This window comes from Bartonella sp. AA16NXGY (assembly GCF_042197325.1).
Taxonomy (GTDB): Bacteria; Pseudomonadota; Alphaproteobacteria; order Rhizobiales; family Rhizobiaceae; genus Bartonella.
In genome coordinates this window covers 1-22,563 of sequence record NZ_JBHIRR010000002.1, presented here as the reverse complement: position 1 = coordinate 22,563, position 22,563 = coordinate 1, and the positions used below count along the sequence as shown (strand labels likewise).

20 protein-coding genes are annotated in these 22,563 nt (G+C 38.1%); 11 read left to right on the top strand and 9 right to left on the bottom strand.

Annotation, left to right across the window (positions count from 1 at the left end):
- Positions 1-855: 855 nt before the first annotated feature.
- Together ACFINK_RS01550 and ACFINK_RS01545 are read right to left on the bottom strand one after the other, a co-directional pair.
- Positions 856-2,094, bottom strand: a complete 1,239-nt coding sequence (locus ACFINK_RS01550; protein ID WP_375628551.1) for a saccharopine dehydrogenase family protein — start codon at positions 2,092-2,094, stop codon at positions 856-858.
- 55 nt (positions 2,095-2,149) lie between these two features.
- Positions 2,150-3,247 carry a carboxynorspermidine decarboxylase gene (locus ACFINK_RS01545; protein WP_375612883.1) on the bottom strand — a complete coding sequence of 366 codons (1,098 nt, stop codon included), beginning with the start codon at positions 3,245-3,247 and terminating at the stop codon, positions 2,150-2,152.
- 167 nt (positions 3,248-3,414) lie between these two features.
- Here ACFINK_RS01545 and ACFINK_RS01540 point away from each other — a divergent pair, with 167 nt between their 5' ends.
- From ACFINK_RS01540 to mnhG, 7 genes are all read left to right on the top strand, one after another.
- A complete protein-coding gene (locus tag ACFINK_RS01540; protein ID WP_375632101.1) occupies positions 3,415-3,912 on the top strand; it encodes a BA14K family protein in 498 nt (165 codons plus the stop codon).
- A 229-nt stretch (positions 3,913-4,141) separates the two neighbouring features.
- Positions 4,142-7,063: a monovalent cation/H+ antiporter subunit A gene (locus tag ACFINK_RS01535; RefSeq protein WP_375638136.1), complete on the top strand. Its 2,922-nt coding sequence runs from the start codon at positions 4,142-4,144 to the stop codon at positions 7,061-7,063.
- The gene (locus tag ACFINK_RS01530) at positions 7,063-7,404 is read left to right on the top strand and encodes a Na+/H+ antiporter subunit C (protein WP_273790150.1); all 342 of its coding nucleotides are present in this window, start codon (positions 7,063-7,065) and stop codon (positions 7,402-7,404) included. Before ACFINK_RS01535 ends, ACFINK_RS01530 begins: the two co-directional genes overlap by 1 nt.
- Positions 7,404-9,026 carry a monovalent cation/H+ antiporter subunit D gene (locus ACFINK_RS01525; RefSeq protein WP_375611319.1) on the top strand — a complete coding sequence of 541 codons (1,623 nt, stop codon included), beginning with the start codon at positions 7,404-7,406 and terminating at the stop codon, positions 9,024-9,026. Before ACFINK_RS01530 ends, ACFINK_RS01525 begins: the two co-directional genes overlap by 1 nt.
- Positions 9,023-9,508: a Na+/H+ antiporter subunit E gene (locus ACFINK_RS01520; RefSeq protein WP_375612748.1), complete on the top strand. Its 486-nt coding sequence runs from the start codon at positions 9,023-9,025 to the stop codon at positions 9,506-9,508. Before ACFINK_RS01525 ends, ACFINK_RS01520 begins: the two co-directional genes overlap by 4 nt.
- Positions 9,505-9,786 (top strand): K+/H+ antiporter subunit F, encoded by a 282-nt coding sequence (locus tag ACFINK_RS01515; RefSeq protein WP_375606068.1) that lies wholly within the window; start codon positions 9,505-9,507, stop codon positions 9,784-9,786. The genes ACFINK_RS01520 and ACFINK_RS01515 overlap by 4 nt, the downstream gene beginning before the upstream one ends.
- The gene (gene mnhG / locus ACFINK_RS01510) at positions 9,783-10,193 is read left to right on the top strand and encodes a monovalent cation/H(+) antiporter subunit G (protein WP_375611317.1); all 411 of its coding nucleotides are present in this window, start codon (positions 9,783-9,785) and stop codon (positions 10,191-10,193) included. Before ACFINK_RS01515 ends, mnhG begins: the two co-directional genes overlap by 4 nt.
- A 16-nt stretch (positions 10,194-10,209) precedes the next feature.
- On the opposite strand, the gene ACFINK_RS01505 is transcribed toward mnhG, so the two are convergent.
- The 4 genes from ACFINK_RS01505 to ACFINK_RS01490 all read right to left on the bottom strand — a co-directional run bounded on the left by ACFINK_RS01505 (position 10,210) and on the right by ACFINK_RS01490 (position 13,172).
- A complete protein-coding gene (locus ACFINK_RS01505) occupies positions 10,210-10,602 on the bottom strand; it encodes an MliC family protein (protein ID WP_375629080.1) in 393 nt (130 codons plus the stop codon).
- 17 nt (positions 10,603-10,619) lie between these two features.
- Positions 10,620-11,015, bottom strand: a complete 396-nt coding sequence (locus ACFINK_RS01500; protein WP_375638135.1) for an MliC family protein — start codon at positions 11,013-11,015, stop codon at positions 10,620-10,622.
- 416 nt (positions 11,016-11,431) lie between these two features.
- Positions 11,432-12,565, bottom strand: a complete 1,134-nt coding sequence (gene aroB, locus ACFINK_RS01495; RefSeq protein WP_375638134.1) for a 3-dehydroquinate synthase — start codon at positions 12,563-12,565, stop codon at positions 11,432-11,434.
- Entirely contained in the window at positions 12,540-13,172 is a 633-nt protein-coding gene (locus tag ACFINK_RS01490; protein WP_375606223.1) for a shikimate kinase, read from the bottom strand. Before ACFINK_RS01490 ends, aroB begins: the two co-directional genes overlap by 26 nt.
- Before the next feature lie 260 nt (positions 13,173-13,432).
- On the opposite strand from ACFINK_RS01490, the gene ACFINK_RS01485 reads away from it, so the two are divergent.
- The 3 genes from ACFINK_RS01485 (at position 13,433) to ACFINK_RS01475 (ending at position 16,196) form a co-directional block, all read left to right on the top strand.
- Complete coding sequence (locus tag ACFINK_RS01485) at positions 13,433-14,371, top strand: site-specific tyrosine recombinase XerD (protein WP_375638133.1); 939 nt, start codon at positions 13,433-13,435, stop codon at positions 14,369-14,371.
- A 78-nt stretch (positions 14,372-14,449) separates the two neighbouring features.
- Positions 14,450-15,406, top strand: coding sequence for an acetyl-CoA carboxylase carboxyltransferase subunit alpha (locus ACFINK_RS01480; protein WP_375611312.1), 957 nt, complete (start codon positions 14,450-14,452; stop codon positions 15,404-15,406).
- 40 nt (positions 15,407-15,446) lie between these two features.
- Entirely contained in the window at positions 15,447-16,196 is a 750-nt protein-coding gene (locus tag ACFINK_RS01475; RefSeq protein ID WP_375628563.1) for a L,D-transpeptidase family protein, read from the top strand.
- 890 nt (positions 16,197-17,086) lie between these two features.
- Here the strand turns inward: ACFINK_RS01475 and ACFINK_RS01470 are convergent.
- From ACFINK_RS01470 to ACFINK_RS01460, 3 genes are all read right to left on the bottom strand, one after another.
- The gene (locus tag ACFINK_RS01470; protein WP_375611310.1) at positions 17,087-18,148 is read right to left on the bottom strand and encodes a CobW family GTP-binding protein; all 1,062 of its coding nucleotides are present in this window, start codon (positions 18,146-18,148) and stop codon (positions 17,087-17,089) included.
- Positions 18,149-18,553: 405 nt separating this feature from the next.
- Entirely contained in the window at positions 18,554-19,651 is a 1,098-nt protein-coding gene (locus ACFINK_RS01465; protein WP_375611309.1) for a D-alanyl-D-alanine carboxypeptidase family protein, read from the bottom strand.
- Positions 19,652-20,341: 690 nt separating this feature from the next.
- A complete protein-coding gene (locus tag ACFINK_RS01460; RefSeq protein WP_375628565.1) occupies positions 20,342-21,148 on the bottom strand; it encodes a lysophospholipid acyltransferase family protein in 807 nt (268 codons plus the stop codon).
- Between the two features lie 129 nt (positions 21,149-21,277).
- On the opposite strand from ACFINK_RS01460, the gene thiD reads away from it, so the two are divergent.
- The gene (gene thiD, locus ACFINK_RS01455) at positions 21,278-22,132 is read left to right on the top strand and encodes a bifunctional hydroxymethylpyrimidine kinase/phosphomethylpyrimidine kinase (RefSeq protein WP_375638132.1); all 855 of its coding nucleotides are present in this window, start codon (positions 21,278-21,280) and stop codon (positions 22,130-22,132) included.
- The last annotated feature ends 431 nt before the right edge of the window (positions 22,133-22,563 follow it).

The window sequence follows — 22,563 nt, the reverse complement described above, 5'->3', positions numbered from 1 at the left end:
TAGGATTCTGAGCCTATCTGGGTGCTTTGTGTTAAGAAGACATCTCTCAAAATGCTCAAATCTACTTCGCGAGGGTGTTCGTGAATGGTATAGCTGTAAAAGTTCCTCTTGAAATATATGAAATTCATTCAAACTGTTATAAGACCTATTGTGCACCATCATCTTTATGTTTAGTAAAAGTACACGCTGGCATTATAATACACTTTTTCAGTTCTTAATATTGCTAAAGCTCTTTATTATTTGAGAATTTTCATTCTGTTCTTTTATCATTTTACCTCACACGCTCGTTTTGTTTGTGATGTGCAGACAAAAGATTTTAATTACTTCAATGTGAGAGAGTTTGTGATTAAGAGAATTTTACAGTATTCAGCGTTATGAATCAAGTTGAAAATGATGATTTATTGTTATAAATCAAATCGTTATATATGAAGAGGGAAGTCAAAAGGAATTCACTCAAAGAAATTGAATTGTTTAATGATTGGTGTAGGTTAAGGATCTTTGTCATTTAAGATGAAGAGGCGAGGAATTGAATATTCTACAAAATACCGCTCTTCTTTAAAAGAGCGGTATTTTTATATCTTTTGTTTATGACACTATCTTTTTGATGATAATGACAAGTTATACAGTGTGATTAAATTAGTTTTTTCTTCTCTGTTTTTCTTGATCATTGCTCGCTATGTCTTAAAAAGATGCTATGTCTCTTCTTTAGGGTTGTTAAGAAATCGTAATGTTGCCAAAATATAACGAATAGCTAAAATTTTTTTGAAAACCATAATTACACGAGAATATTAAGTTTGTTTTCATTGGGCAGTTTTGTGATAACTTAAAAAATCAAGCATATACTTTCTATAGGTATTAAAATTGTAATTTTTTATCCTCTTGTTGTTCTCTTATAAAAGTGGGAAGCCCCATATGATCAAGATATTTAAGGAAAGGGTGGGGTGGTAATTCTTCCACATTGACCATAGTTTTAACATCCCATTCACCTGTGGCAATAAGAAGAGCTGTTGCCGCTGCTGGTACGCCAGCCGTATAGGAAATGCCTTGTGCCCCAGTTTCATGAAAAGCTTGTTTGTGATCGGCTATATTATAGATAAAAATTTCTCGCAGGTGTCCATCTTTTTCGCCTTTAATAAGATCTCCGATACAGGTTTTTCCTGTGTAGTCTGGGGCGAGAGAGGAAGGGTCGGGTAAGACGGCCTTTACGACTTTCAAGGGCACGACTTCTTGTCCTTCTGCTGTCTTAATGGGCTGTTCAGATAAGAGACCAAGATTTTTTAGAACCGTAAAAACAGTGATATAACGATCACCAAATCCCATCCAGAAACGGACATTCTCTACATCAAGATTTTTGGAAAGTGAATGAATTTCATCATGTCCTGTCATATAGGCTTTTTGTTTTCCCACAACGGGAAGATCCCATTCATGGCTGATTTCAAACATTTTATTGGAAGTCCATTTTTTATTTTGCCATGACCATACTTGTCCTGTAAATTCACGGAAGTTAATTTCTGGATCAAAATTTGTAGCAAACCAACGTCCATGATTTCCGGCATTAATATCAATAATATCAATATCTGTGATTTTATCAAAATAATCATCGCGCGCTAATGCTGCATAAGCATTCACTACACCTGGGTCAAAACCTGCTCCTAAAATAGCGGTTATACCAGCTTTTTCACATTCTGGACGCCGAGGCCATTCATAATTGCCATACCAAGGAGGTGTTTCACAAATTTTCAATGGGTCTTCATGAATTGCGGTATCGATATAAGCGCATTTGGTTTCAATACAAGCTGAAAGAACAGACATATTAAGAAAGGCAGAACCAACATTAATGACAATTTCGCATTTGGTCTTTTGGATGAGCTTTATAGTTTCTTCTACATTCATGGCATTGAGCGAATGGCTTTTGAGAACACCTTGCTCTTTCATTGTGTTTTTTTCTTTAATAGAAGCAATGATGGCTTCACATTTTTTGAGTGTTCGTGACGCAATATGAATTTCACCAAGAATATCATTGTTTTGAGCACATTTGTGTGCAACAACTTGTGCAACACCTCCAGCACCAATAATGAGAACATTTTTTTTCATTGTAGGTCCATCTCCCTTTTTAATACTGTTGTATGACGTTTTTTATGGTTTATCTTTATGAAAGGCTTTCCTGATAGTCGCTATAGCTGAATTGGCGTTGAAGTGTTAATGTACCATCGCACTCTTTGAGAACAATAGCAGGCATTGTAACGCCATTAAACCAGTTTTTCTTGACCATTGTATAACCTGCTGCATCCTGAAAAGACAGTCTATCGCCTATTTTAAGAGGTTTTTGAAATTGAAATGTTCCAAAAATATCGCCGGCAAGACAAGATTTTCCACAAATCATAATTTCGTGTGGTCCTTGATTAGGTTCTAATTTAGCATTTTCACGATAAATGAGAAGATCAAGCATATGTGCTTCAATTGAGCTATCAACGATGGCTAGATTCTTTTCATTATACAATGTGTCAAGAACACTGACTTCTAATGTGGTGCTTTTGGTAATAGCAGCTTCTCCTGGTTCTAGAAAAAGAGTGACACCATGAGTTTTAGAAAATTGTTTTAAGCGTTTTGCGAAAGCTTCTAGAGGATAATTTTCAGCCGTAAAATGGATTCCACCGCCAAGGCTTATCCAGTCAACAGCAGAAAAAAGTTCTGCAAATTTTTCTTCCATATACCCAAGCATTTGGTTAAAAAGATTAAAGTCAGCATTTTCACAATTGTTATGGATCATCAATCCGTTGATAAGTGGCAGAATTTCTTTGATAGCGCTTTGGTTTGTTTCTCCTAAGCGGCTAAAAGGGCGTGAGGGGTTGGCAAGATCAAAATTTGATGCGCTCATTCCTGGGTTTAACCTTAAACCTCTTTGAATGGTTTTTGTTGCATCAGAAAAGCGTTGAAGCTGTTGGATGGAATTAAAGATGATTTTATCTGCATAACCACAGGCTTCATCAATTTCATCATCTGCCCAAGCCACTGAATAAGCATGGGTTTCTTTGCCAAATTTTTCTCTTCCTAAACGTAGTTCATAAAGGGATGATGATGTGGTTCCATCCATGAACTCAGACATTAAATCAAAAACACTCCATGTGGCAAAACATTTTAAAGCAAGTAAAATTTTAGCTCCGGACATTTCCCGTAAATGAGAAATTGTTTGCATGTTTTTGATGAGTTTCGATTTGTCTATAAGATAATAGGGGGTTTTTATCATCATTTATTCATTCTTTTTTGAAGGATCTTATTGCCAAGATCAACGTTTAGTACAAAGAGTAACAGAATGTCTCAAGAAAAAAGAATCTTAAGAAAAGAATCTGTTTCTGTCTAGCAAGAGAAAGGCTTTCTGTAATTACTGTTGTTTATTATGTTGAGTTTTTTGTTATGAGTATGAAAAAAAAATTATATTATGCTTTAGCTTTTGTATTTGTTAGCATTTTTTTCATTATAACAACCACTCTTGTTAATTGGGGGCAAAATAGAAGTGACGCTAAAGCCAAACTGGTTACTCATACTTCTGTCCAAGATAGTTCGGTGCCTCTGATTTTTACGGGGCGTAGAGAACTTAATGGTTTCAAAGGTTATCGTCATTATCGGCGTGGTTATCGTAAATACAGTGATAATTGGTGGTATCCTGAAGTGGCATTTGTTACATCACCGCACTTAAGCACAAAAGGCGCATCATTAAAAGTTGTACCAGATGCTAAAAAAGTGTTTTTAACGTCTTCTTCGGAAAAATTAGAAAAAAAAGAGCCATGGATGCTTAAACAACATATTGAATCTTGCCGTGCGCGTTATCGCTCTTATAATAAAAATGATAATAGTTTTCAGCCTTTTCATGGGGGGCGTAGGCAGTGTTTATCACGCTTTTTTAAAGGATAGAAATTAAATAAAATTTTAATTGCTTCTTGTCGTGGGCGTTATTGTTCTTACAATAAAGAGAAGACTTGTGTGGTGCGCAGTATTTTCATGCAAGCATTGTTTTTTTTAAAATTTAAATGCTTTTAAGTTTTATTAAATCTTATTATCATTAAGTGTGGAATGGGGGGGTGAGAATATAAGTTTTTGTTTTGTCGATGACAAAATATTAAGGTAAAATGGAGTTTAAAGAATGACAACACGGGAAGCAATGTTGGTATTGCTCGTTTTGCTTCCTTTTGGTGGAAGTGCTGTCATTGGCTTTTTTCGTTCGACAGCAAAAAATAATGAAGCGTGGTTTGCTGGGGTCGTCGCACTTTTCTGTCTTATTTTTACAATAATGCTTTATCCGGAAGTTCGCGGAAACCACATAGTGCGTTTAGATATTTCTTGGCTTCCAGAATGGGGAAGCGATTTGATTCTCCGCATAGATGGTTTGTCCTGGCTTTTTTGCTTGCTTATTACAGGGATTGGGCTGCTTGTTGTCATTTATTCACGTTATTACATAGATCCAGCGGATTCTGTACCGCGTTTTTTTTCCTTTTTTTTGGCCTTTATGGGATCAATGATAGGAATAGTTTTATCAGGTAATCTCGTCTTTTTGGTTGTTTTCTGGGAACTTACCAGTATTTTTTCTTTTTTGCTGATCGGCTATTGGTACCATAATGCAAGTGCGCGTGAGGGTGCGCGTATGGCTCTAACGATCACAGGTTTTGGCGGCTTTGCTCTTTTTATTGGAGTTTTATTGATTGGGTATACTGTTGGCAGTTTTGATTTGGATAAGGTGCTACAGTCTGGAGATATGATCCGGTCAAGTTCTCTTTATAGTCCTATCCTTATTTGTATTTTATTGGGAGGGTTAACAAAAAGCGCGCAATTTCCCTTTCATTTTTGGCTACCTAACGCGATGGCTGCTCCAACTCCCGTATCGGCTTATTTGCATTCGGCAACAATGGTAAAAGCGGGATTGTTTTTGCTTGTTCGTTTATGGCCTGTGCTCTCTGGAACAGAATCTTGGTTTTGGCTGGTTGGCTTTTCAGGACTCTCAACTCTTCTTCTAGGTGCCTATTTTTCCATGTTTCAGCAAGACTTGAAAGGACTGCTTGCTTACTCGACTATTAGTCATCTTGGATTAATTACAACACTTTTAAGTCTTGGTAGTCCACTTGCATGTGTTGCGGCGATCTTTCATATGGCCAATCATGCTACTTTTAAAGCTTCTTTATTTATGGCTGCTGGCATTATTGATCACGAGACGGGAACACGTGATATGCGTAAACTGTCAGGGCTTTATCGTTCTATGCCTATCACAGCAACTCTTGCTTTAGTTGCGAGTGCAGCGATGGCTGGGGTTCCTTTGTTGAATGGTTTTTTATCGAAAGAGATGTTTTTTGCTGAAGCTGTTGAAACGCATATGGAATCATGGCTCGATTGGATTGCGCCTTATGTGGCAACGCTAGCTAGTCTGTTTAGTGTGACCTATTCTATACGCTTTATTCATGGCGTTTTTTTAGGACCAAAGCCTGACAATTTACCCAAGACTCCCCATGAACCACCGCATTTCATGCGTTTACCAATGGAGCTTTTGGTGTTTATTTGTTTAGCGGTTGGTATTTTTCCTAATTTAACAATAGGACCTATTTTAGATAATGCGGTCGTGTCTGTTTTAGGACCAATGACAATTCCTTATAGTTTGGCTGTTTGGCATGGGTTTAACACTCCATTAGTGATGAGCTTTGTTGCATTATTAGGGGGCGGATTGCTCTATGCTGTTGGGCATCGTTATTTTTTATCCTGTGATGATGGGGCTCCTTTTTTCCGTCACTTAAAAGGACCGCGTATTTTTGAACGCATTCTCGTAATTATTTCTTGGAAATGGGCCCGTGCGGTGGAGTCTGCTTTGTCAACACGCCGTTTGCAGATCCAATTGCATTGGATTTTTTGGGTCTGTTTTGCCTTTGTTGGTCTTTTACTTTGGTGCGATGGTTTCATTCCAGTGGGGACATTACCGCTTTTTCCACTTGATATTCCTTTTCTCGCTCTTTGGCTGGTTGGCGGATTATGTGCGCTTTTAGTTGCTTGGCGAGCAAAGTTTCATCGTCTTGCTTCACTTATGCTTTTAGGGGGAGCTGGTTTGATGACTTGTGCAACCTTTTTATGGCTTTCTGCTCCTGATTTAGCAATAACACAATTGGTTGTTGAGGTTGTTACAGTCGTTTTATTATTGCTTGGTTTACGGTGGTTGCCTAAACGTTTGCATGACCCTGGGCCAGCTGCTGTTCATTTTTGGGTTCGCTTGCGTCGTTTCCGTGATTTCATCATATCCCTTGTAGGAGGTGCTGGTGTAGCATGGCTTTCTTTTGCAGTGATGACACGTCCCCAAGGTACAACGATTTCTGATTTTTTTCTAACGCATGCTTACTCAGATGCTGGTGGTCGCAATGTTGTGAATGTGTTATTGGTTGATTTCCGTGGTTTTGATACCATGGGAGAAATTGTGGTTTTGGGTGTTGTTTCCCTTACTGTTTTTGCACTCTTACGACGTTTTCGTCCTGCGCCTGAGAGTATTGATGCGCCTTTTCAACAACGTATCCAGAAAGCCTTTGATATAGCACAGCCTAATCGAAATGTGGGAGATACAGTATTGAATTATTTAGCTGTTCCTGCTGTTATTATGGGTTGGCTCTTTCCGATTATTATCGCTTTTGCTATTTATTTATTCATGCGAGGGCATGATCTGCCAGGAGGTGGATTTGTCGGTGGTATTACTTTGGCTATAGGATTTATTTTACAATATCTTGCACGCGATATTCGGTGGGTGGAAACGCATTTGAGAGTTTTACCTTTGCGTTGGATAGGCTTTGGTTTATTATTGTCAGTCGTAACGGGGATGAGCTCTTGGTTTTTTGGATATCCTTTTTTAACATCCTTTTTTCGATATATTCATCTTCCGTTAATTGGGAAAGTTCCCATGGCATCTGCTTTTTTGTTTGATTTTGGTGTGCTTTCTCTTGTGTTAGGAGCAACTGTTCTCATTTTAATTGCACTTGCACACCAGTCAATTCGGAGTTACCGAATCGGTAAGAAACCTATTTTAAAAGAGAAGGAAAATTAATGGAAATTGTTCTTTCTTTGGGTATCGGTGTTTTTGTCGGATCAGGTATTTGGCTTGTTTTGCGTCCACGTACTTTTCAAGTCATTCTTGGTTTGTCCTTGATCTCCTATGGTGTTAATCTTTTTATATTTTCAATGAGTAGACCGCGTAGTAATGCTGCTCCAATTGTTGATCCTACCACTGTTATTAATCCAGCTAATTATGTCGATCCTCTTCCACAAGCCTTGGTTTTAACTGCGATTGTGATTGGTTTTGCAACAACAGCTTTATTTTTAGTTATCTTGTTGGTTTCACGTGGTTTAACGGGTTCTGATCACGTTGATGGACGTGAGGTGCAATAATGGAAATAGGAGTGCATCATCTCCTTATTTTGCCTATTCTTTTGCCGTTAATCACTGGAGCACTTCTTCTTTTTTATGATGAACGTCGTGCAAGACTTAAATCATTCATCAGTCTTTCTTCTGCGGGACTGTTGGTCGTTACTGCCATTTTATTGATTATACGTACTCTTGAAATAGCACCGGCTTGCGATGTTTATCGACTTGGTAATTGGCCGTCTTCTTTTGGAATTGTTTTAGTCCTTGATCGCTTAAGCGCTATGATGCTTTTACTTTCCAGCTTGTTGGTGACTAGCGTGTTGGTTTTTGCGCGGGCTCATTGGTACAAAGCTGGTTCTCATTTTCAGTCACTAATGCAATTTTTTATGGTGGGGATAAATGGTGCTTTTTTGACTGGCGATTTATTTAATTTATTTGTGTTTTTTGAAGTTATGTTAACGGCTTCCTATGGGCTTGCTTTGCATGGTTCTGGTCAGACGCGCGTGCGTGCAGGGTTGCATTATGTTGTGGTTAATCTTGTTGCTTCATTATTTTTTTTAGTTGGTATAGCGCTCATTTATGGAGTCGTTGGTACTCTTAATATGGCCGATTTGGCTGTTAAAATAAAATATATATCTTCTACAGATATTGTTTTGTTCGAAATAGGTGTTGCACTTTTAGGTATTGCTTTTTTGCTTAAAGCGGGTATGTGGCCGCTTAATTTTTGGTTGGTGCCAACTTACAGTGCAGCAGCAGCGCCTGTTGGAGCTTCTTTTGCACTTTTGAGCAAGGTTGGTATTTATATTATTTTACGTTTAACGTTGCTATGGTTTGGTCCTGAAAGTGAATATTTTAACCATTTTGGTCATACAGTTTTGTTTTATGGTGGGCTTGCCACTATGATTATTGGTTTTATTGGAGTATTGGCGAGCCAAGTTTTGGTGCGTTTGGCAGCTTATAGCGTTCTTGTCTCTTCTGGCACATTGTTGGCTGCGATCGGGATAGGCAATGCAGCACTGACAGCAGGCGCACTTTTTTATATTGTTTCTTCAACTTTAGCACTGGGAGCTTTTTTTCTTTTGGTAGAGTTGGTAGAACGCTGTCAAGATGTGGCTGCTAATGTTCTTGCTGTCACAATGGAGGTGTATGGTGACGATGAAGAGGAGGAAGAAGATGAAGTTGGCATCTATTTTCCAGTAACCTTGGCAATTCTTGGAGCTTGTTTTGGTATCTGTGCCATTTTGATTATTGGATTGCCGCCTTTTTCTGGTTTTGTTGCTAAATTTATGATGTTCATGGCAATTTTAAACCACAGTAGAGAGGATTTTTCTGCTTCTCTTCCGGTTTACCAAGATTGGCTTTTTGTAGTTTTTGTCACTCTCTCTGGTTTTGCGGCTTTGATTGCATTGACACGAACGGGTATCCGAACTTTTTGGGTTTCTCTTGAAGGGCGTATTCCTCGTGTGCAAGTGATAGAATTTGCGCCTATTGCCGTTCTCCTTGCTTTGTGTTTTCTTATAACAATTGTAGCCAGTCCTGTTAGTCATTATATGTCTGAAACTGCTAAGACTTTGTATGAACCTCAAAACTATATTGGGAGCGTTTTAACGGATTTTTCTCTCGAAAATAGGGAGATAAGTAAATGAATCGTTTTTGTCCTTCCCCTTTTTTCAGTGGTGTCATTGTCCTTATGTGGCTTATTTTAAATGGTTTTAGTTTAGGGCAATTGCTTTTAGGGATTTTAACCGCTTTGTTTTGTGGTTGGATGATACGGCTTCTGGAGCCGGAGAAGGTTGTTATTAAAAGCTGGAGTGCGGTTTTTCGTCTCGTTTTTCGAGTATTTATAGATTCTATATTCTCAAATGTTTCGGTGGCTTGGTTTGTTTTAACAAAAAGGTCTCGAGAGCAGAAATCTGGTTTTATTGTAGTACCTCTTCTGCTTCATAATCGCACTGCTTTGGCTATTTTAGCATGCATCCTTTCGGCAACCCCTGGAACTGCTTGGGTTGCCTATAATAGTAAAAAGGGTGAACTTTTGCTTCATGTCTTAAATTTAAAAAATGGATATGATTACAAACAGTTGATCAAACAACGGTATGAGCAATTGCTTTTGGAGATTTTTTTATGAGTATGGTGATTCTTTATTGGGGGCTTTTCTTTTCACAGTTTTTTTTAAGTTTAGCGGTGATTTTCGCGCTGTTTCGGTTGATTCGTGGTCCACGGGCGCAGGATAGAATTGTTGGTTTGGATGCCCTTTATATAACCACTATTCTTTTGTTTCTTACATTCGATATTCGTTCAGGAACAACCACTTATTTTGTCGCAGCTCTCATTATTGGATTGTTAGGATCTGTCTCAAGCATCGCTTTGGCGAAATTTCTTATGCGGGGGGAGATTATTGAATGAAAGATGATATATCGCTTGTGGTTGCTATTGCTATCACAGTTTTCTTAATATTAGGGTCTGGATTGACATTGATCGCAACGATAGGTTTGGTGCGTTTTTCCAATTTTTATAAGCGTTTGCATATGCTTTCAGTATGTACGAGTTGGGGCGTTGGTAGTATTCTTATTTCTTCATTTCTTTATTCAATATTTGTGGACCATTATTTTGTTTTTCATGAAGTGTTGCTGATGTTTTTTTTGTTTTTAACAGCACCGGTAGCTTCTATGTTGCTTTCACATACGGCAGCTTATCGACATCATTCAGAAAAACAATCAGAAAAACCGCTGGCTCTTTTATTACACCAAACGGAGGAAAAGCTACCCACATCAGAAGGAACATCACGAGATGAGAGCCAGCGCGGTTCTTGAAATGTAAGAATCTTCCTTATTCTGTGCTTTTTTCTTCTACACAGTGGATGGGCTTTTCTTCTTTTGGATCATTAATAAGATCGTAAAATATGGCTTCATTTTTAGTTATCCACCAAATGTATTGTCCACCCACATATTTTCCTCCAGAAGCGGCAATTACATTAGAACCAACGATGCGCTTACCGTTCCATTTTAAATCAACAAGCGCAATATTGCCAGCATTATAATAAGTTGCTTCAACATACTCTTTGCTTGTTCCCATATCGCATTGATAGGAGACGGTCTCTGTTGTTGGTTCTGGATTATCTGGTACTTCAATGACTAAAGAACTTGCTAATGCATTAATTGAACCGAGGAGGAGCACACTTAAAGTAATGAAAAATTGTTTAGTAAAAGAAATTTTTTTCATAATATTTCCCGTGTTATTTAAAATAATAATGTTGACTCATCTTTACAGAGGATAGGTTTTTTTTCTTCTGGATCCTGAGCAAGGTCATAAAGCGTGACTTCTTTGTTCTTCTCCCACCAGATGTACTGAGCTCCTGCAAATTTTGCTCCTGTTGCCGCGATGACATTAGCAGCAATGACACGATCACCGTTCCATTTGAAATCAACCAACGAAATATTGTCAGCATTAAGATAGACTGCCTCTACGCGCTCTTTACCTGTTTCAGTTTCACACTGATAGGTAATGGTCTCTGTTTTGGGCTCTGGATTGTCTGGTACTTCAATGATTAAAGAACCAGCTAAGCTATTGTTTGAGCTGAAGAGTGATAAACTTAAAGCGGTGAAAAATCCTAAAATGTGCAAAGTTTTTTTCATGATGCTTCCCTATATTCCTAATATTGTGCACAAAGAATAATTTGACTGATACGATGGTGTCTACGGCAGGATTCGAACCTGCGACCCCAGGATTCATACCACTTCGATTTTCACCGCCAGCCTTATCGGCTGTTTGTGGTCTGGACTGTCTCTTCACCTTGAAGCTTTTGCTCTTTAGGTGCTGCCCGTTCAGTCTCTACACCTTTCTCTCATTTGAAAAGAGACTTGGCTCGGGATTGGCATATAGTCGCCCATGAAGCTTTCCCCGAATTTGAGCAGATTCACTTTGAGGATTTCTCCTCAAAGTGCCCAATTTCTTTAGGAATCCTGTGCTCTATCCTACTGAGCTACGCAGACATCATCATATTTAATCTTTAATAGAAGTATAAAAACGAATCAATTATATTCAATATGAATTAACGAATTTCTGTTAATTTTTGTTCCAAAAAGGATAAAACTGCATCTGGTGAAACATTTTTTGCAATAAATGATTGGCCAAGTCCGCGTGTTAATATGAAAGTCAAATTGTTTTGCGAAACTTTTTTATCTTGGGCAATGAGAGTCATTAAAGTTTCAGCATCTGGTAGAGACCCTGGGATATCCTTTAATTGTGTAGGCAATCCTATAGATTTGAAGTGCGCTTCAATGCGTTGTGTAAGCGTGGGGCTTATTAAATTTAATTGAGCAGAGAATTGATGAGCTAGAATTATCCCAATTGCTACACTTTCGCCATGGATTAAACGGTTGGAGTCATAAGCGGTTGCTGTTTCAAGCATGTGTCCAAATGTATGGCCGAGATTTAAGAGTGCGCGCTCTCCCGTTTCGTACTCATCACGTGCTACAATGGCAGCTTTAAATTGGCATGAGCGAACAATGGCCTCTGTTCGCATAGGGCCATTAGAGAAAATTTTCTGCCCATTTTTTTCAAGCCACTCAAAAAAGTCAGGTTGGTTAATGAGACCGTATTTTACTATTTCTGCGTAGCCAGCGCGAAATTCACGCGGTGGCAGGGTATCAAGAAGACACGTGTCAGCAATAACGCATTGTGGTTGATAAAAGGCACCAATAAGATTTTTGCCATATTGGCTATTGATTCCCGTTTTTCCACCAACAGAAGAATCAATTTGTGCAAGAAGCGTTGTGGGCATTTGAATGAAGTTCATGCCACGGCGGATTATACTTGCCGCAAATCCTGCTAGATCACCAATGACACCACCGCCAAAAGCAATAACACAGTCGCCTCTTTCTAAGCGTGCAGCAAGAATTTGATCGATAACAACTTGCAGGGTTGAAAATGATTTTGATTGTTCTCCCGCTTCTACAATAATAGGGACAGTATGAATTTTATTTTTTGTTAATTCTGCTTGCAATATCTCCAAATGAAGGGAAGCAACATTTGTATCTGTAACAAGTGCCAAGCGCGTTTGATGAGGATCTTTTTTATTAAGAGCATGTTTAATTTGTGAAGCAGCTTGTGTAATCAGACCCGGACCAATGATGATATCGTAACAGTGTTTGTCCAGTTTAACAGTGACGGTTTTGGTTTGCATGCTGGTTATCCCTATTGTTAATTTCTGTGTATAGGTAGTGCTGTACGGATCGTATAACATTTTGTGCTACGGTATGACGGCTTTCTTTATGACTGTTAATTGTTAAGTTTGCCTTTGCATAGATAGGATAACGCTGTTCCATGAGTTTTTGCATGGTTTCTTTAGGATTGGCTGTTTGAAGCAGGGGACGTGTTGGGTGCTTTGAGACACGTTGCATGAGGATATCAAGATCGACTTTTAGCCATATGGATATACCATTTTGGTGAATGGCTTTTCGGATATTTTCATTTATGTAGGCACCACCACCTGTTGCTAAAACAAGGGGACTTTTTTTCATGAGGTTTAGAATAACACGCTGTTCAAGAGCACGAAATTCGGATTCACCATAAATTTCAAAGAGTTCCGTGATTGTCATTTGTGCAGCTTTTTCAATTTCTTGGTCAGAATCATAAAAAGGTAAACGAAGCATGGTGGCGACGCGTTTTCCGATCACTGATTTGCCTGCCCCCATAAGACCAACAAGGACAAGTGCTCTTTTATCAAGGGACGATAAGAGCTGATTCTTTATTTGTGTTATGGGGACGCGTTTTTGTCGATTGCTTTTCATAACTTTATTTCGGCATTTATCCATCTTAAAGTCAATTCCTGTTAATCTTTGTGAGGCATAATACGAGATAGAATATTTTTGGGTAGGTTATTGTCTTATGCCAACATTGACTAGATTTTTGATGATTCTTTTCATTTTGCTTTCTGTTCTTTTCATTATAATGGGTGCTCTTGTGGTTTGGGTTGAACCAGTAACTGTGGATATGTACATTGATGTTCCCTTGAATTCATGGAATCTTTCTACGGAAGCGAATCAATGAAATGAAAAGTGGTGCTGTGATAGATCATTTTCTTGAGATGATGAGTGCGGAGAGAGGGGCTTCGTCTCATACGCTTGCGGCTTATCAGCATGATTTGCAGTGGGCACAAGACGAATTGTCTTCACACTCTGTTTCGCTTTTTTCAGCACAAAAAGAAGATTTAATTACTCTTTTGTCACTTATGCATACTTTTGGTTTTGCGGCATCGTCGCAAGCGCGCCGTTTATCAACTTTGCGTCAGTTTTATCAATTCCTTTATGCTGAAGGGTTGAGAGCAGATGATCCCTCTCATGATATTGATGCACCTCGTCAGAGGCGTCCTTTGCCCAAAATCATGAGTGAAGATGCAGTGATAAAATTGCTTGATTTTGCGGAGTTAGAAGTCAACCAAGCAGACTATGGGTCCAAAGGTTATTTCCGTGCACTGCGTCTTCAGCTATTGATTGAAATGCTTTATGCAACAGGGTTACGTATTAGTGAGTTGGTGAGTCTGCCGGTTCAGTCTGTTCGAAGGAATGAATACAGCGTTTTGGTTCGTGGTAAGGGCAAAAAAGAACGAATGGTGCTGTTATCAAAAAAAGCATGCCAAGTTCTTTCACAGTGGTTAAATTTGCGTGATCAGGGAAAGGACGCTACGAGTTCTTATCTTTTTCCTGCGCATTCCGAGACAGGATATATTGCTCGTCAAGTCGTTGCACGAGAGTTGAAAAATCTCGCTAGAAGAGCAGGGATAGGAAGTGATAGCTTTTCTCCCCATATGTTGCGTCATGCTTTTGCTAGTCATCTTTTGCAAAATGGTGCTGATTTGCGTGCCGTTCAACATTTGTTAGGTCATTCTGATATTGCTACCACTCAGATTTATACCCATGTGTTGGAAGAGGGACTTTATCGTTTAGTCAATGAGCATCATCCACTTGCCGATGAGCAAAAGGCTCGTTAAAGAAAAGGTGATGTTTTTGAAAAAGACTTTATAAAGCAAATTATAAGTGTATAAGTGACACTGAATGAGTTGACACAAATGTATAATTATCTTGATTTTGAAAAACCAGTTGCTGATCTTGATGGGAAAATTCTTGAATTAAAAAAAATTTCTCAGGAAAAAGGCAGTCTTGATATGAGTGACGAGATTGCTCGTCTTGAAACGCGTTCCCAAACAGCGTTGCGCGATATTTATAAAAAATTATCGCCGTGGCAAAAAACACAAGTCGCTCGTCATCCGGATCGTCCCCATTTTATGGACTATTCTAAACGCCTATTGAGTGACGTTACGCCTTTGGCCGGAGATCGCAAGTTTGCTGAAGATGAGGCTATTCAAGCGGGGTTTGCACGCTTTAAAGGTGAGGCCGTTGCTTATATCGGTCAAGAGAAAGGTCACGATACGCAAACACGTTTGCGCTATAATTTTGGTTCTGCGCGTCCAGAAGGCTATCGTAAAGCTGTACGTATTATGGAAATGGCTGACCGCTTTGGTTTGCCACTCCTCACTTTTATTGATACAGCAGGTGCTTATCCTGGGGTAAGCGCTGAAGAACGTGGGCAAGCGGAAGCAATTGCTCAATCAACAGCTACAACTTTGCGTTTGAAAGTTCCTGTGGTTTCCGTTGTTATTGGAGAAGGCGGTTCTGGAGGGGCGATAGCAATCGCGGCTGCCAACAAAGTTTATATGTTGGAGCACGCAATTTACTCTGTTATTTCACCAGAAGGAGCAGCTTCTATCTTATGGCGTGATCCAGCTCGTGCAAAAGATGCTGCAATGAATATGCGTATTACCGCTCAAGATTTGTATCGCTTAAAGATTATTGATGGCATTATTTCGGAACCTTTAGGGGGAGCGCATCGTGGCAAAGAGATTGTCATTGATGCAACGGGTGATGTTATTTCAGAAGCTTTAAAAGCTATGGCTGGAAAAGATGGTCAAGTGCTTAAACAAGAGCGAAGGGAAAAATACCTTCAAATTGGTCGATCTCTAACATAGGTTATTTTTTGTGAGGGGTGTTGGATTGGAGTTTTATTCGATGACATTTAGCAGATTCCTTGCTGTGTGTGTGTTGTTTGTAATGGGACTATTGACAGCATGTGAAGGAAGATTACCAGCCTCTATTCGCGCTAAAGTTGAGCAGCCGTTGCCGCAAGAAATCAAAAATAGAATGGTTCTGTATGATATAGATCCCTATGCACCGATTATGATGCGGTTTTTTAAGGAAGAAAATCTTGCTGAAGTTTGGAAGCAATCTCGTTCAGGACCTTTTATCTTGGTTGCTCGCTATGGCATTTGCAAATGGTCTGGTAAGCTTGGACCTAAATATAAAGAAGGGGATCTTCAGACACCAGAGGGTTTTTATACTATTAGCGCAAACCAAATGAATCCTTATTCAAAATATTATCTCTCTTTTAATATAGGATTTCCTAACCTTTATGATCAGGAAAATGGTCGCACAGGAAGCAATCTTATGGTGCATGGTTCTTGCTTTTCCGCAGGTTGTTATTCTATGAGTGATAAGAACATGGCTCAGATTTATGCGTTTGCACGGGATGCTTTTAAAGGAGGACAAAGAGAGTTTCAGTTGCAGGCTTTTCCTTTCCGCATGACCAAGGATAATATGTCACGTCATAGCAAGAATCCTCATTATCAATTCTGGGTTATGCTTAAGAAAGGTTATGATTTTTTTGAAAAAAATCGTCAACCTCCAACTGTTGAGGTTTATGGAAAACGTTACGTTTTTAATCGCGATATTGATAAAAATTCAGTTTCTCTAATGCAGTGAGTGTTATTGTATCCTACAGCACCGTAAACACTATCACTTAATAATGGTGATACAGGATATGCAAAAACTTTGCACATAAGGTGTTTAAGTGAGTAGTCAATATTTTAAAGCGCAGAGTTTTTTCATAGAGCTTTATGTAAGTAAATCATATGAAGTGGGAAGCCAAGAGGAATTTTCTCAAAGAAGTTGGATTGTTTGCACATCGTTACTGGTATCAATCTTCGTTTTTAGTGAAGAGTAAGTTAACATGAAATGTACCTCTCTTTTTATTTCTTTCAAAGAGTTTTATTCTTTTATGCTGTAAAATATTGTCTTGTCGTGCTGTTATATAAGATACATTCACATATTTTAAAATGCGATATTGCCTCTGTCTGATTTTGGTTTTTTTCTTAACAGGGATTTTGATTTCAATTAGCTTGAGTAAACATAGAGTTGAGCAGAATATTTTAGAACCAAGAATTTGGCCAATCGGTCTGTGAAATGAATCATATGAAGTGGTTTGCAGATGAAGCGCATTTAGAGAGAAAACAATCTGTTTGCAGATTGATGGGTATTAAATTTTTTATCATAACAATTTGATTTATAATGATAATTTAGTGTTATTCAAGTTAAATTAGAACCCTGAATACCGTAAGATTCTCTCATTTCAAAGCCGTTCCATGTTGAATAAATTAAAACCATTTTCTTGCACGTTACAAGCGGGGATAACCGCGTGGGTGAAACTGTGCAAGAAAGACTAAAATGCTTTTTACAAACCGTCTCAAGTACCAAGGGCTTGTTTCAACATTGGGAATTAGCAAAGTGTGTAATGGTGCCGGTTTGCTTCTTTAAAAGCATAAAGATGGTGGTGCCAATGAATTTAATATTATATCATTGAAGGGGAGAAAAAATTAAAATTTTATTCCTGGAATGACCAGAGGATTTTCTAAGAGAGCTGTTTTGTCTGCAGTATCTATTGCTGGTTTATTAAAAAAAGCATTGAGGAGCTTTTGTATTGCGTCTTTTTCAACACCATCGGCAATGATGACAAAACGTGTTTGTTTTATTCCTTTTGGCCATGCCGGCAATCTTATGGGAGGATGAAAAAATGTTTGTACGCCATGTAATACAAGTGGGCGATAAGGGTCATCACGCAATGCGATAATTGCTTTAATACGTAATAATTTTGTACCATAACGCTCTTGTAGGAGATCTAAAAAAGCTTCAATTGTGGCGTAATCAACAGGACCCTCACAGTTTAGTGAAAAGGTACGAATGGTTTTATGGGGGGTATGATCATGTGGGGTAGTCGTAAGATTTTGTTTAAGTTTTGTATTTTCTACTTTTTCATCCCATAATGTGTTATTTATTAATAGATTTGAACAGAAATCTTTAGAATGGGCGTCAATGATTTGTGCTGTAGGATTCATTGTTTTAAGTGTGCTAAGGAGTGCATCTGAAAGCGTTTGTGGGTCTCTAAGATCTGTTTTGGTGAGAATGATTTTATCAGCAAATATTAATTGTTTATATATTTCAGGATAGCGCTTACATATGGAAAGTGGACTTAATGTATCAAATGTTGCAAGAACAGCATTTATGGACAATGTTTGAATAAACAATGGGTGGCTTAAAAGTATTTGTAAAATAGGGGCGGGATCAGCCATCCCTGTGGTTTCAATGATAATATGATGGAGTTGTTTGATCTGTCCTGTCTGAACGCGATTTATTAAATCAATTAATGTGTCGATGAGATCACTGCGTAAATTACAGCATAAGCAACCATTGGCAAGCTCAATAATTCCTTCTGTCGTTTTTTCAACCAGAAGGTGGTCAATACTGATTTCGCCGAATTCATTGATGATAACAGCACATTCTGTTAGAAGAGGGTCTTGTAGCATACGGTTGAGCAAAGTTGTTTTGCCAGAGCCTAAAAAACCCGTAATAAGCGTGAGAGGGATGCGCTTTATTTTCATGTTAATCATCAATCATAGTTTTGTTTTTAAAAAATATATCTCAGTATGTCTAAGCAATTTATAATGATGTCCGTGAGGGATATAATGGTTAATCCCCCATGAAATCCATTGTACCACTATCTTTACGCTTATAAAGGTAGGTGCACGTGGGTATATTATACACTTTTAGCGTCAATGTTATGATAATTTTTGGTTCTTGAAAGGACTTATAGGAAGGATTTTTATTCCTTGTTTTAATTATTTTATCTACATGTTCATCCACCTTGTGGCGCGCAAGAGACTGGTTTTATTGATTCAACAAATACAGATTTGAAATGAGAGAATCTTACAATACTTGTGGTTTTGACATAAGGTACAAAATAATTAATTATCATTATAAATCAAAGTATTATAATTAATTGTAGATTATGATTTATGGCTTTTTATAGAATGGTTTGCGTGCCTTTTATACGGAATATAGGGTTTTCTTAGTGGTTTTACTGTCATTTTAGGTGTTTGTGGCGTACGAATGAGGTGTACTGATAAAGGATGAGAAAAAGAAGGTGGAGCAGTGATAAAAGGTGAGGTGAGAATAATATTTCCTTGATCATCATATGAATTTGCATGCATTTTTATGGCTTCAGGTGTGCATGTTTGTTGTCTCATATTGTTGGCTTGTGTTATGTTGCTCCCATAAGGTTTTAATGTTGCTAGTGTTAATTGGGGGCTTCCTTGGTGCAAAAATCCTATTTCAAGAAGTTGTGCAGCTTTTTCTTCTCTTTCACTTATGTTGTTAGCACCTAGAATGACAGCAATAATTGTACGTTTATTGCGGGTGGCTGAGGCAACAAGATTAAAACCAGAGGCACAAATAAAGCCTGTTTTCATACCGTCTATCCCATAAAAACGGCCAATGAGGTTGTTTGAGTTATGTTGGATTTTTCGATTATTACCAAAATCAATGGCTGGAATAGAAAAATAATGAGCATATTGTGGAAATTCTCGACGTATTTGAACGGCTAAAAGAGCAATATCGCGTGCCGTGGAGTAGTTTTGAGGATCTGGTAAACCACTTGCGTTCGCAAAATGGGTGCCAAACATGCCTAAACGTTTAGCTTCGCTATTCATTTTACGTACAAAATCTTTCTGTGAACCCGCAACAGCTTCACTCATGGCAATGGCTAAATCATTGGTAGATTTAACCATGGTGATACTTAAGGCTGTATCAAGTGTGAGTACAGAACCAGCTTTATAGCCTGAACGATATGAGGGAGCTTTTGCGGCGTATTCGCTGATGGTGATATGTTTGTTTGGTGAAACTTCCCCTCGGCTCATGGCACGAAAAATAACATAAGCGGTCATTAATTTTGTCAAGGAAGCAGGATACCAACGCTCAAAAGCTTGATTATGTTTTAAGATTCGCCTCGTTGTAACATCAACAGAAATAAAAGGCTGCGCTAGAGCAACAGCGCTGGATAAACTCAAAATCACAGAAAAAAATAAATTATAGAAGAGACGTCGCATTAATTTAAATCTAGTTCCCTCTTATTCGTTATTTAGAATTGTTTTAATGTAGCACACAAAGTATTTAAGTCTAGGATAGGAAGGAAAGATGGTTAATTGCTGTATCCGTTGTGTCTGTGGGATAAAAACCAATTCTCATTTTATTTTCCCCTTGAATTTGGTTTGATGACTTAAGTATTTCAAGAAATACTTTTTAAATAATGAAGATTGTACAAGATTTCAGGTTCTTGGAGGGATTGAATTTCTCAGAAAGGAATGAATCTGCATAATCATGCATTTTTCTTGCTCTCCTGTTAGGATGGCCCTTGGCACTTGAGACGGTTCGTAAAAAGCATTTTAATCTTTTCTTGTATCGTTTTATTCACACAGATATCCCCGCTTGTAATGTGTAAGAAAATGATTCTAATTGATTCAACCTAGAATAGATTTGAAATGAGAAAATCTTACGGTATTCAGGGTTCTCATTCAAGTTGAATAACGCTAAAACATCCTTATAAATCAATGAGATGTATGTTATTTAAATGATTTTAAAGAGAGGAAGAATTCTTTTTCAAAAAAATTTACACATTGATCATTTCTTATCATGTACAAGTGTTTTACAATTTTAAAGTAGAAAGTTTGAAGTATCTTTCTTATATTTTTTTCCCTATACTCCGCTCAATATACAAAGTTATGCATTATTCTTATCAATCAGTGCATTGTTTCATGTTGATTTAGTTTTTGAAGTTTCTGAACAGCGTATGGTGGCATAGGAGGAGGGGTAGGGTCTTGAGCTGCTAAGAGAAGCAGTTCATCACACGCTTTTTCAGTTTTTTGGACAAGTTGATCTAGAAAATCACGTTTGCTTAAACCAGCCTCTATCGGGGGAAGAATACGGACACGAATTGTTCCGGGATAGCGGCGAAAATTATTGCGTGGCCAATATAAACCCGCATTATGTGCAATAGGAACAACTTGAAGTCCTAATTCATTATAGAGCGCGACAATTCCTGACTTATAATCTGGTTCTTGACCGGGTTGTCGGCGTGTTCCTTCGGGAAAAATCAAGATTTGGCGCCCTTGTTTTACTTTCTCTTTTGCTTTTTGTATAATCATTTTTAAGGCTTTGATGGGTGTTGTGCGGTTAATGGGGATAATTTGCGTTTTTGCCATATACCAGCCAAACAATGGAATCCACATCAATTCACGTTTTAAAATGAGAGTGGGATCATCAAAATAAGGAACAAGACTGAAAGTTTCCCAAGCCGATTGATGCTTTGGAGCAATGATATAGGGTCCTTTGGGAAGATTTTCTAAACCTTCAATCTCATAACTTGTGCCTGCGATGTATTTTTGCAAAAAGAGTGTAACGCGCGCCCATGTTTTAGGGACAATCCATGCCTTTTTGCGGGGCATTAAAAAATAAACGGGAGCGTAAAGAATCATTTGTATGAAAGTTGTTGTATAAAAAGCGAACGTAAAAAGAATAGAACGAAGGATAAGCACTACATTTTCCATTTTATATCTATAAGAAGACTTCATATATAATATAATTCACATGAGAAAACATCTTCTTTATGTTTTTTCAAGCATCTATTTTTTCGGTAACTCATTTTCCGATATTTAAAAACAGAAGGAAAGAGGTTAATGGAATTACAAAAAGATAAACTTTTTATTCCACGGATTTTATCTATTGCGGGAACAGATCCTTCTGGTGGCGCTGGAATGCAGGCCGATTTGAAGGTTTTTTCAGCTATGAAAACTTATGGTATGAGTGTGGTTACAGCTGTTGTTGCACAAAATACTCAGGGTGTGCGTTCTTTTCAGGCATTAGATGCTTCTTTTGTTGCAGATCAAATTGATTCTGTTTTTGAGGATATCCATGTTGATGCCGTTAAAATTGGTATGGTTGCAAATGCTCAGATTGCACAGGTTATTGCAGAACGTCTTGCTTATCATAAAGCGCGTTTCATTGTTTTTGATCCGGTTATGGTTGCAAAAAGTGGTGATGTTCTTTTAAAGTCTGATGCAATTGAAATTATGCGTGATGTTCTTGTGCCGATGTCAACTTTGATCACGCCAAATTTGCCTGAAGCTGCACTGTTATTGGGGCGTGAAGTGCAATGGTCTTTAGAGACTATGTATCAATATGCTCCACGACTCTTGGCGCTAGGGTGTCATGCAGTTTTGTTAAAAGGGGGACATTTGAATACGCTGACCAAAAATAGTACAGAAAATTACGATTGTTCTAGTCCAGATCTTTATTGTGATTGTGAAAACCTTTTTATACTTGAAGCTTCTCGTCTTTCAACCACTCATGATCATGGGACAGGGTGTACCATTTCTGCTGCCATTGCAGCTCTGTTACCTACTCAACCTTTGGATTGCGCTGTTAAACAAGCAAAAGATTATTTGCATGGCGCTTTAACTGCCTCAGATGCTTTAAAAGTAGGGAAAGGGCGAGGGCCGCTTCATCATTTTTATGCATTATGGAAAGATTAATACAACGGTTGATAGTGAAAAATCTTCACTCTATGAATTTGTTTCGTCATTATATGATGTTTTGGACTTATGACTGATAAATGTTAGCGTATTGTAGCTTAACAGTTATTTGGTATTAAGAAGGATAAGAAAAAATGTTATAATTTGCTTCTTTTATATATTTTTTACGATTAATCTATCCTGTTTTAGAGGCAATTTTGAGTATAAAAAAGAGAGCAAGGAATTGTAAAATCAGGATTTGATAGCAAAAAGAGTAGAGGGAAAGACCTTTTACAAGGCGATATTAAAGCTAGCGGATCCACTATATTCGCTGTTTCTTATATTGGTGGCAAAACAGCCATTCAACCGATTGCACAATTTGCGGGGGCTTCTCCTGTAAATTCATCTGCGAGAGAGCAAAGAGACAAAGACCGTTCCCCCATCACACACAA

Bases quoted from the DNA above. Each gene is read 5' to 3' on its own strand.
- ACFINK_RS01550 (WP_375628551.1), bottom strand. From the start codon at position 2,094: ATGAAAAAAAATGTTCTCATTATTGGTGCTGGAGGTGTTGCACAAGTT.
- ACFINK_RS01545 (WP_375612883.1), bottom strand. From the start codon at position 3,247: ATGATAAAAACCCCCTATTATCTTATAGACAAATCGAAACTCATCAAA.
- ACFINK_RS01540 (WP_375632101.1), top strand. From the start codon at position 3,415: ATGAGTATGAAAAAAAAATTATATTATGCTTTAGCTTTTGTATTTGTT.
- ACFINK_RS01535 (WP_375638136.1), top strand. From the start codon at position 4,142: ATGACAACACGGGAAGCAATGTTGGTATTGCTCGTTTTGCTTCCTTTT.
- ACFINK_RS01530 (WP_273790150.1), top strand. From the start codon at position 7,063: ATGGAAATTGTTCTTTCTTTGGGTATCGGTGTTTTTGTCGGATCAGGT.
- ACFINK_RS01525 (WP_375611319.1), top strand. From the start codon at position 7,404: ATGGAAATAGGAGTGCATCATCTCCTTATTTTGCCTATTCTTTTGCCG.
- ACFINK_RS01520 (WP_375612748.1), top strand. From the start codon at position 9,023: ATGAATCGTTTTTGTCCTTCCCCTTTTTTCAGTGGTGTCATTGTCCTT.
- ACFINK_RS01515 (WP_375606068.1), top strand. From the start codon at position 9,505: ATGAGTATGGTGATTCTTTATTGGGGGCTTTTCTTTTCACAGTTTTTT.
- mnhG (WP_375611317.1), top strand. From the start codon at position 9,783: ATGAAAGATGATATATCGCTTGTGGTTGCTATTGCTATCACAGTTTTC.
- ACFINK_RS01505 (WP_375629080.1), bottom strand. From the start codon at position 10,602: ATGAAAAAAATTTCTTTTACTAAACAATTTTTCATTACTTTAAGTGTG.
- ACFINK_RS01500 (WP_375638135.1), bottom strand. From the start codon at position 11,015: ATGAAAAAAACTTTGCACATTTTAGGATTTTTCACCGCTTTAAGTTTA.
- aroB (WP_375638134.1), bottom strand. From the start codon at position 12,565: ATGCAAACCAAAACCGTCACTGTTAAACTGGACAAACACTGTTACGAT.
- ACFINK_RS01490 (WP_375606223.1), bottom strand. From the start codon at position 13,172: ATGAAAAGCAATCGACAAAAACGCGTCCCCATAACACAAATAAAGAAT.
- ACFINK_RS01485 (WP_375638133.1), top strand. From the start codon at position 13,433: ATGAAAAGTGGTGCTGTGATAGATCATTTTCTTGAGATGATGAGTGCG.
- ACFINK_RS01480 (WP_375611312.1), top strand. From the start codon at position 14,450: ATGTATAATTATCTTGATTTTGAAAAACCAGTTGCTGATCTTGATGGG.
- ACFINK_RS01475 (WP_375628563.1), top strand. From the start codon at position 15,447: ATGACATTTAGCAGATTCCTTGCTGTGTGTGTGTTGTTTGTAATGGGA.
- ACFINK_RS01470 (WP_375611310.1), bottom strand. From the start codon at position 18,148: ATGAAAATAAAGCGCATCCCTCTCACGCTTATTACGGGTTTTTTAGGC.
- ACFINK_RS01465 (WP_375611309.1), bottom strand. From the start codon at position 19,651: ATGCGACGTCTCTTCTATAATTTATTTTTTTCTGTGATTTTGAGTTTA.
- ACFINK_RS01460 (WP_375628565.1), bottom strand. From the start codon at position 21,148: ATGGAAAATGTAGTGCTTATCCTTCGTTCTATTCTTTTTACGTTCGCT.
- thiD (WP_375638132.1), top strand. From the start codon at position 21,278: ATGGAATTACAAAAAGATAAACTTTTTATTCCACGGATTTTATCTATT.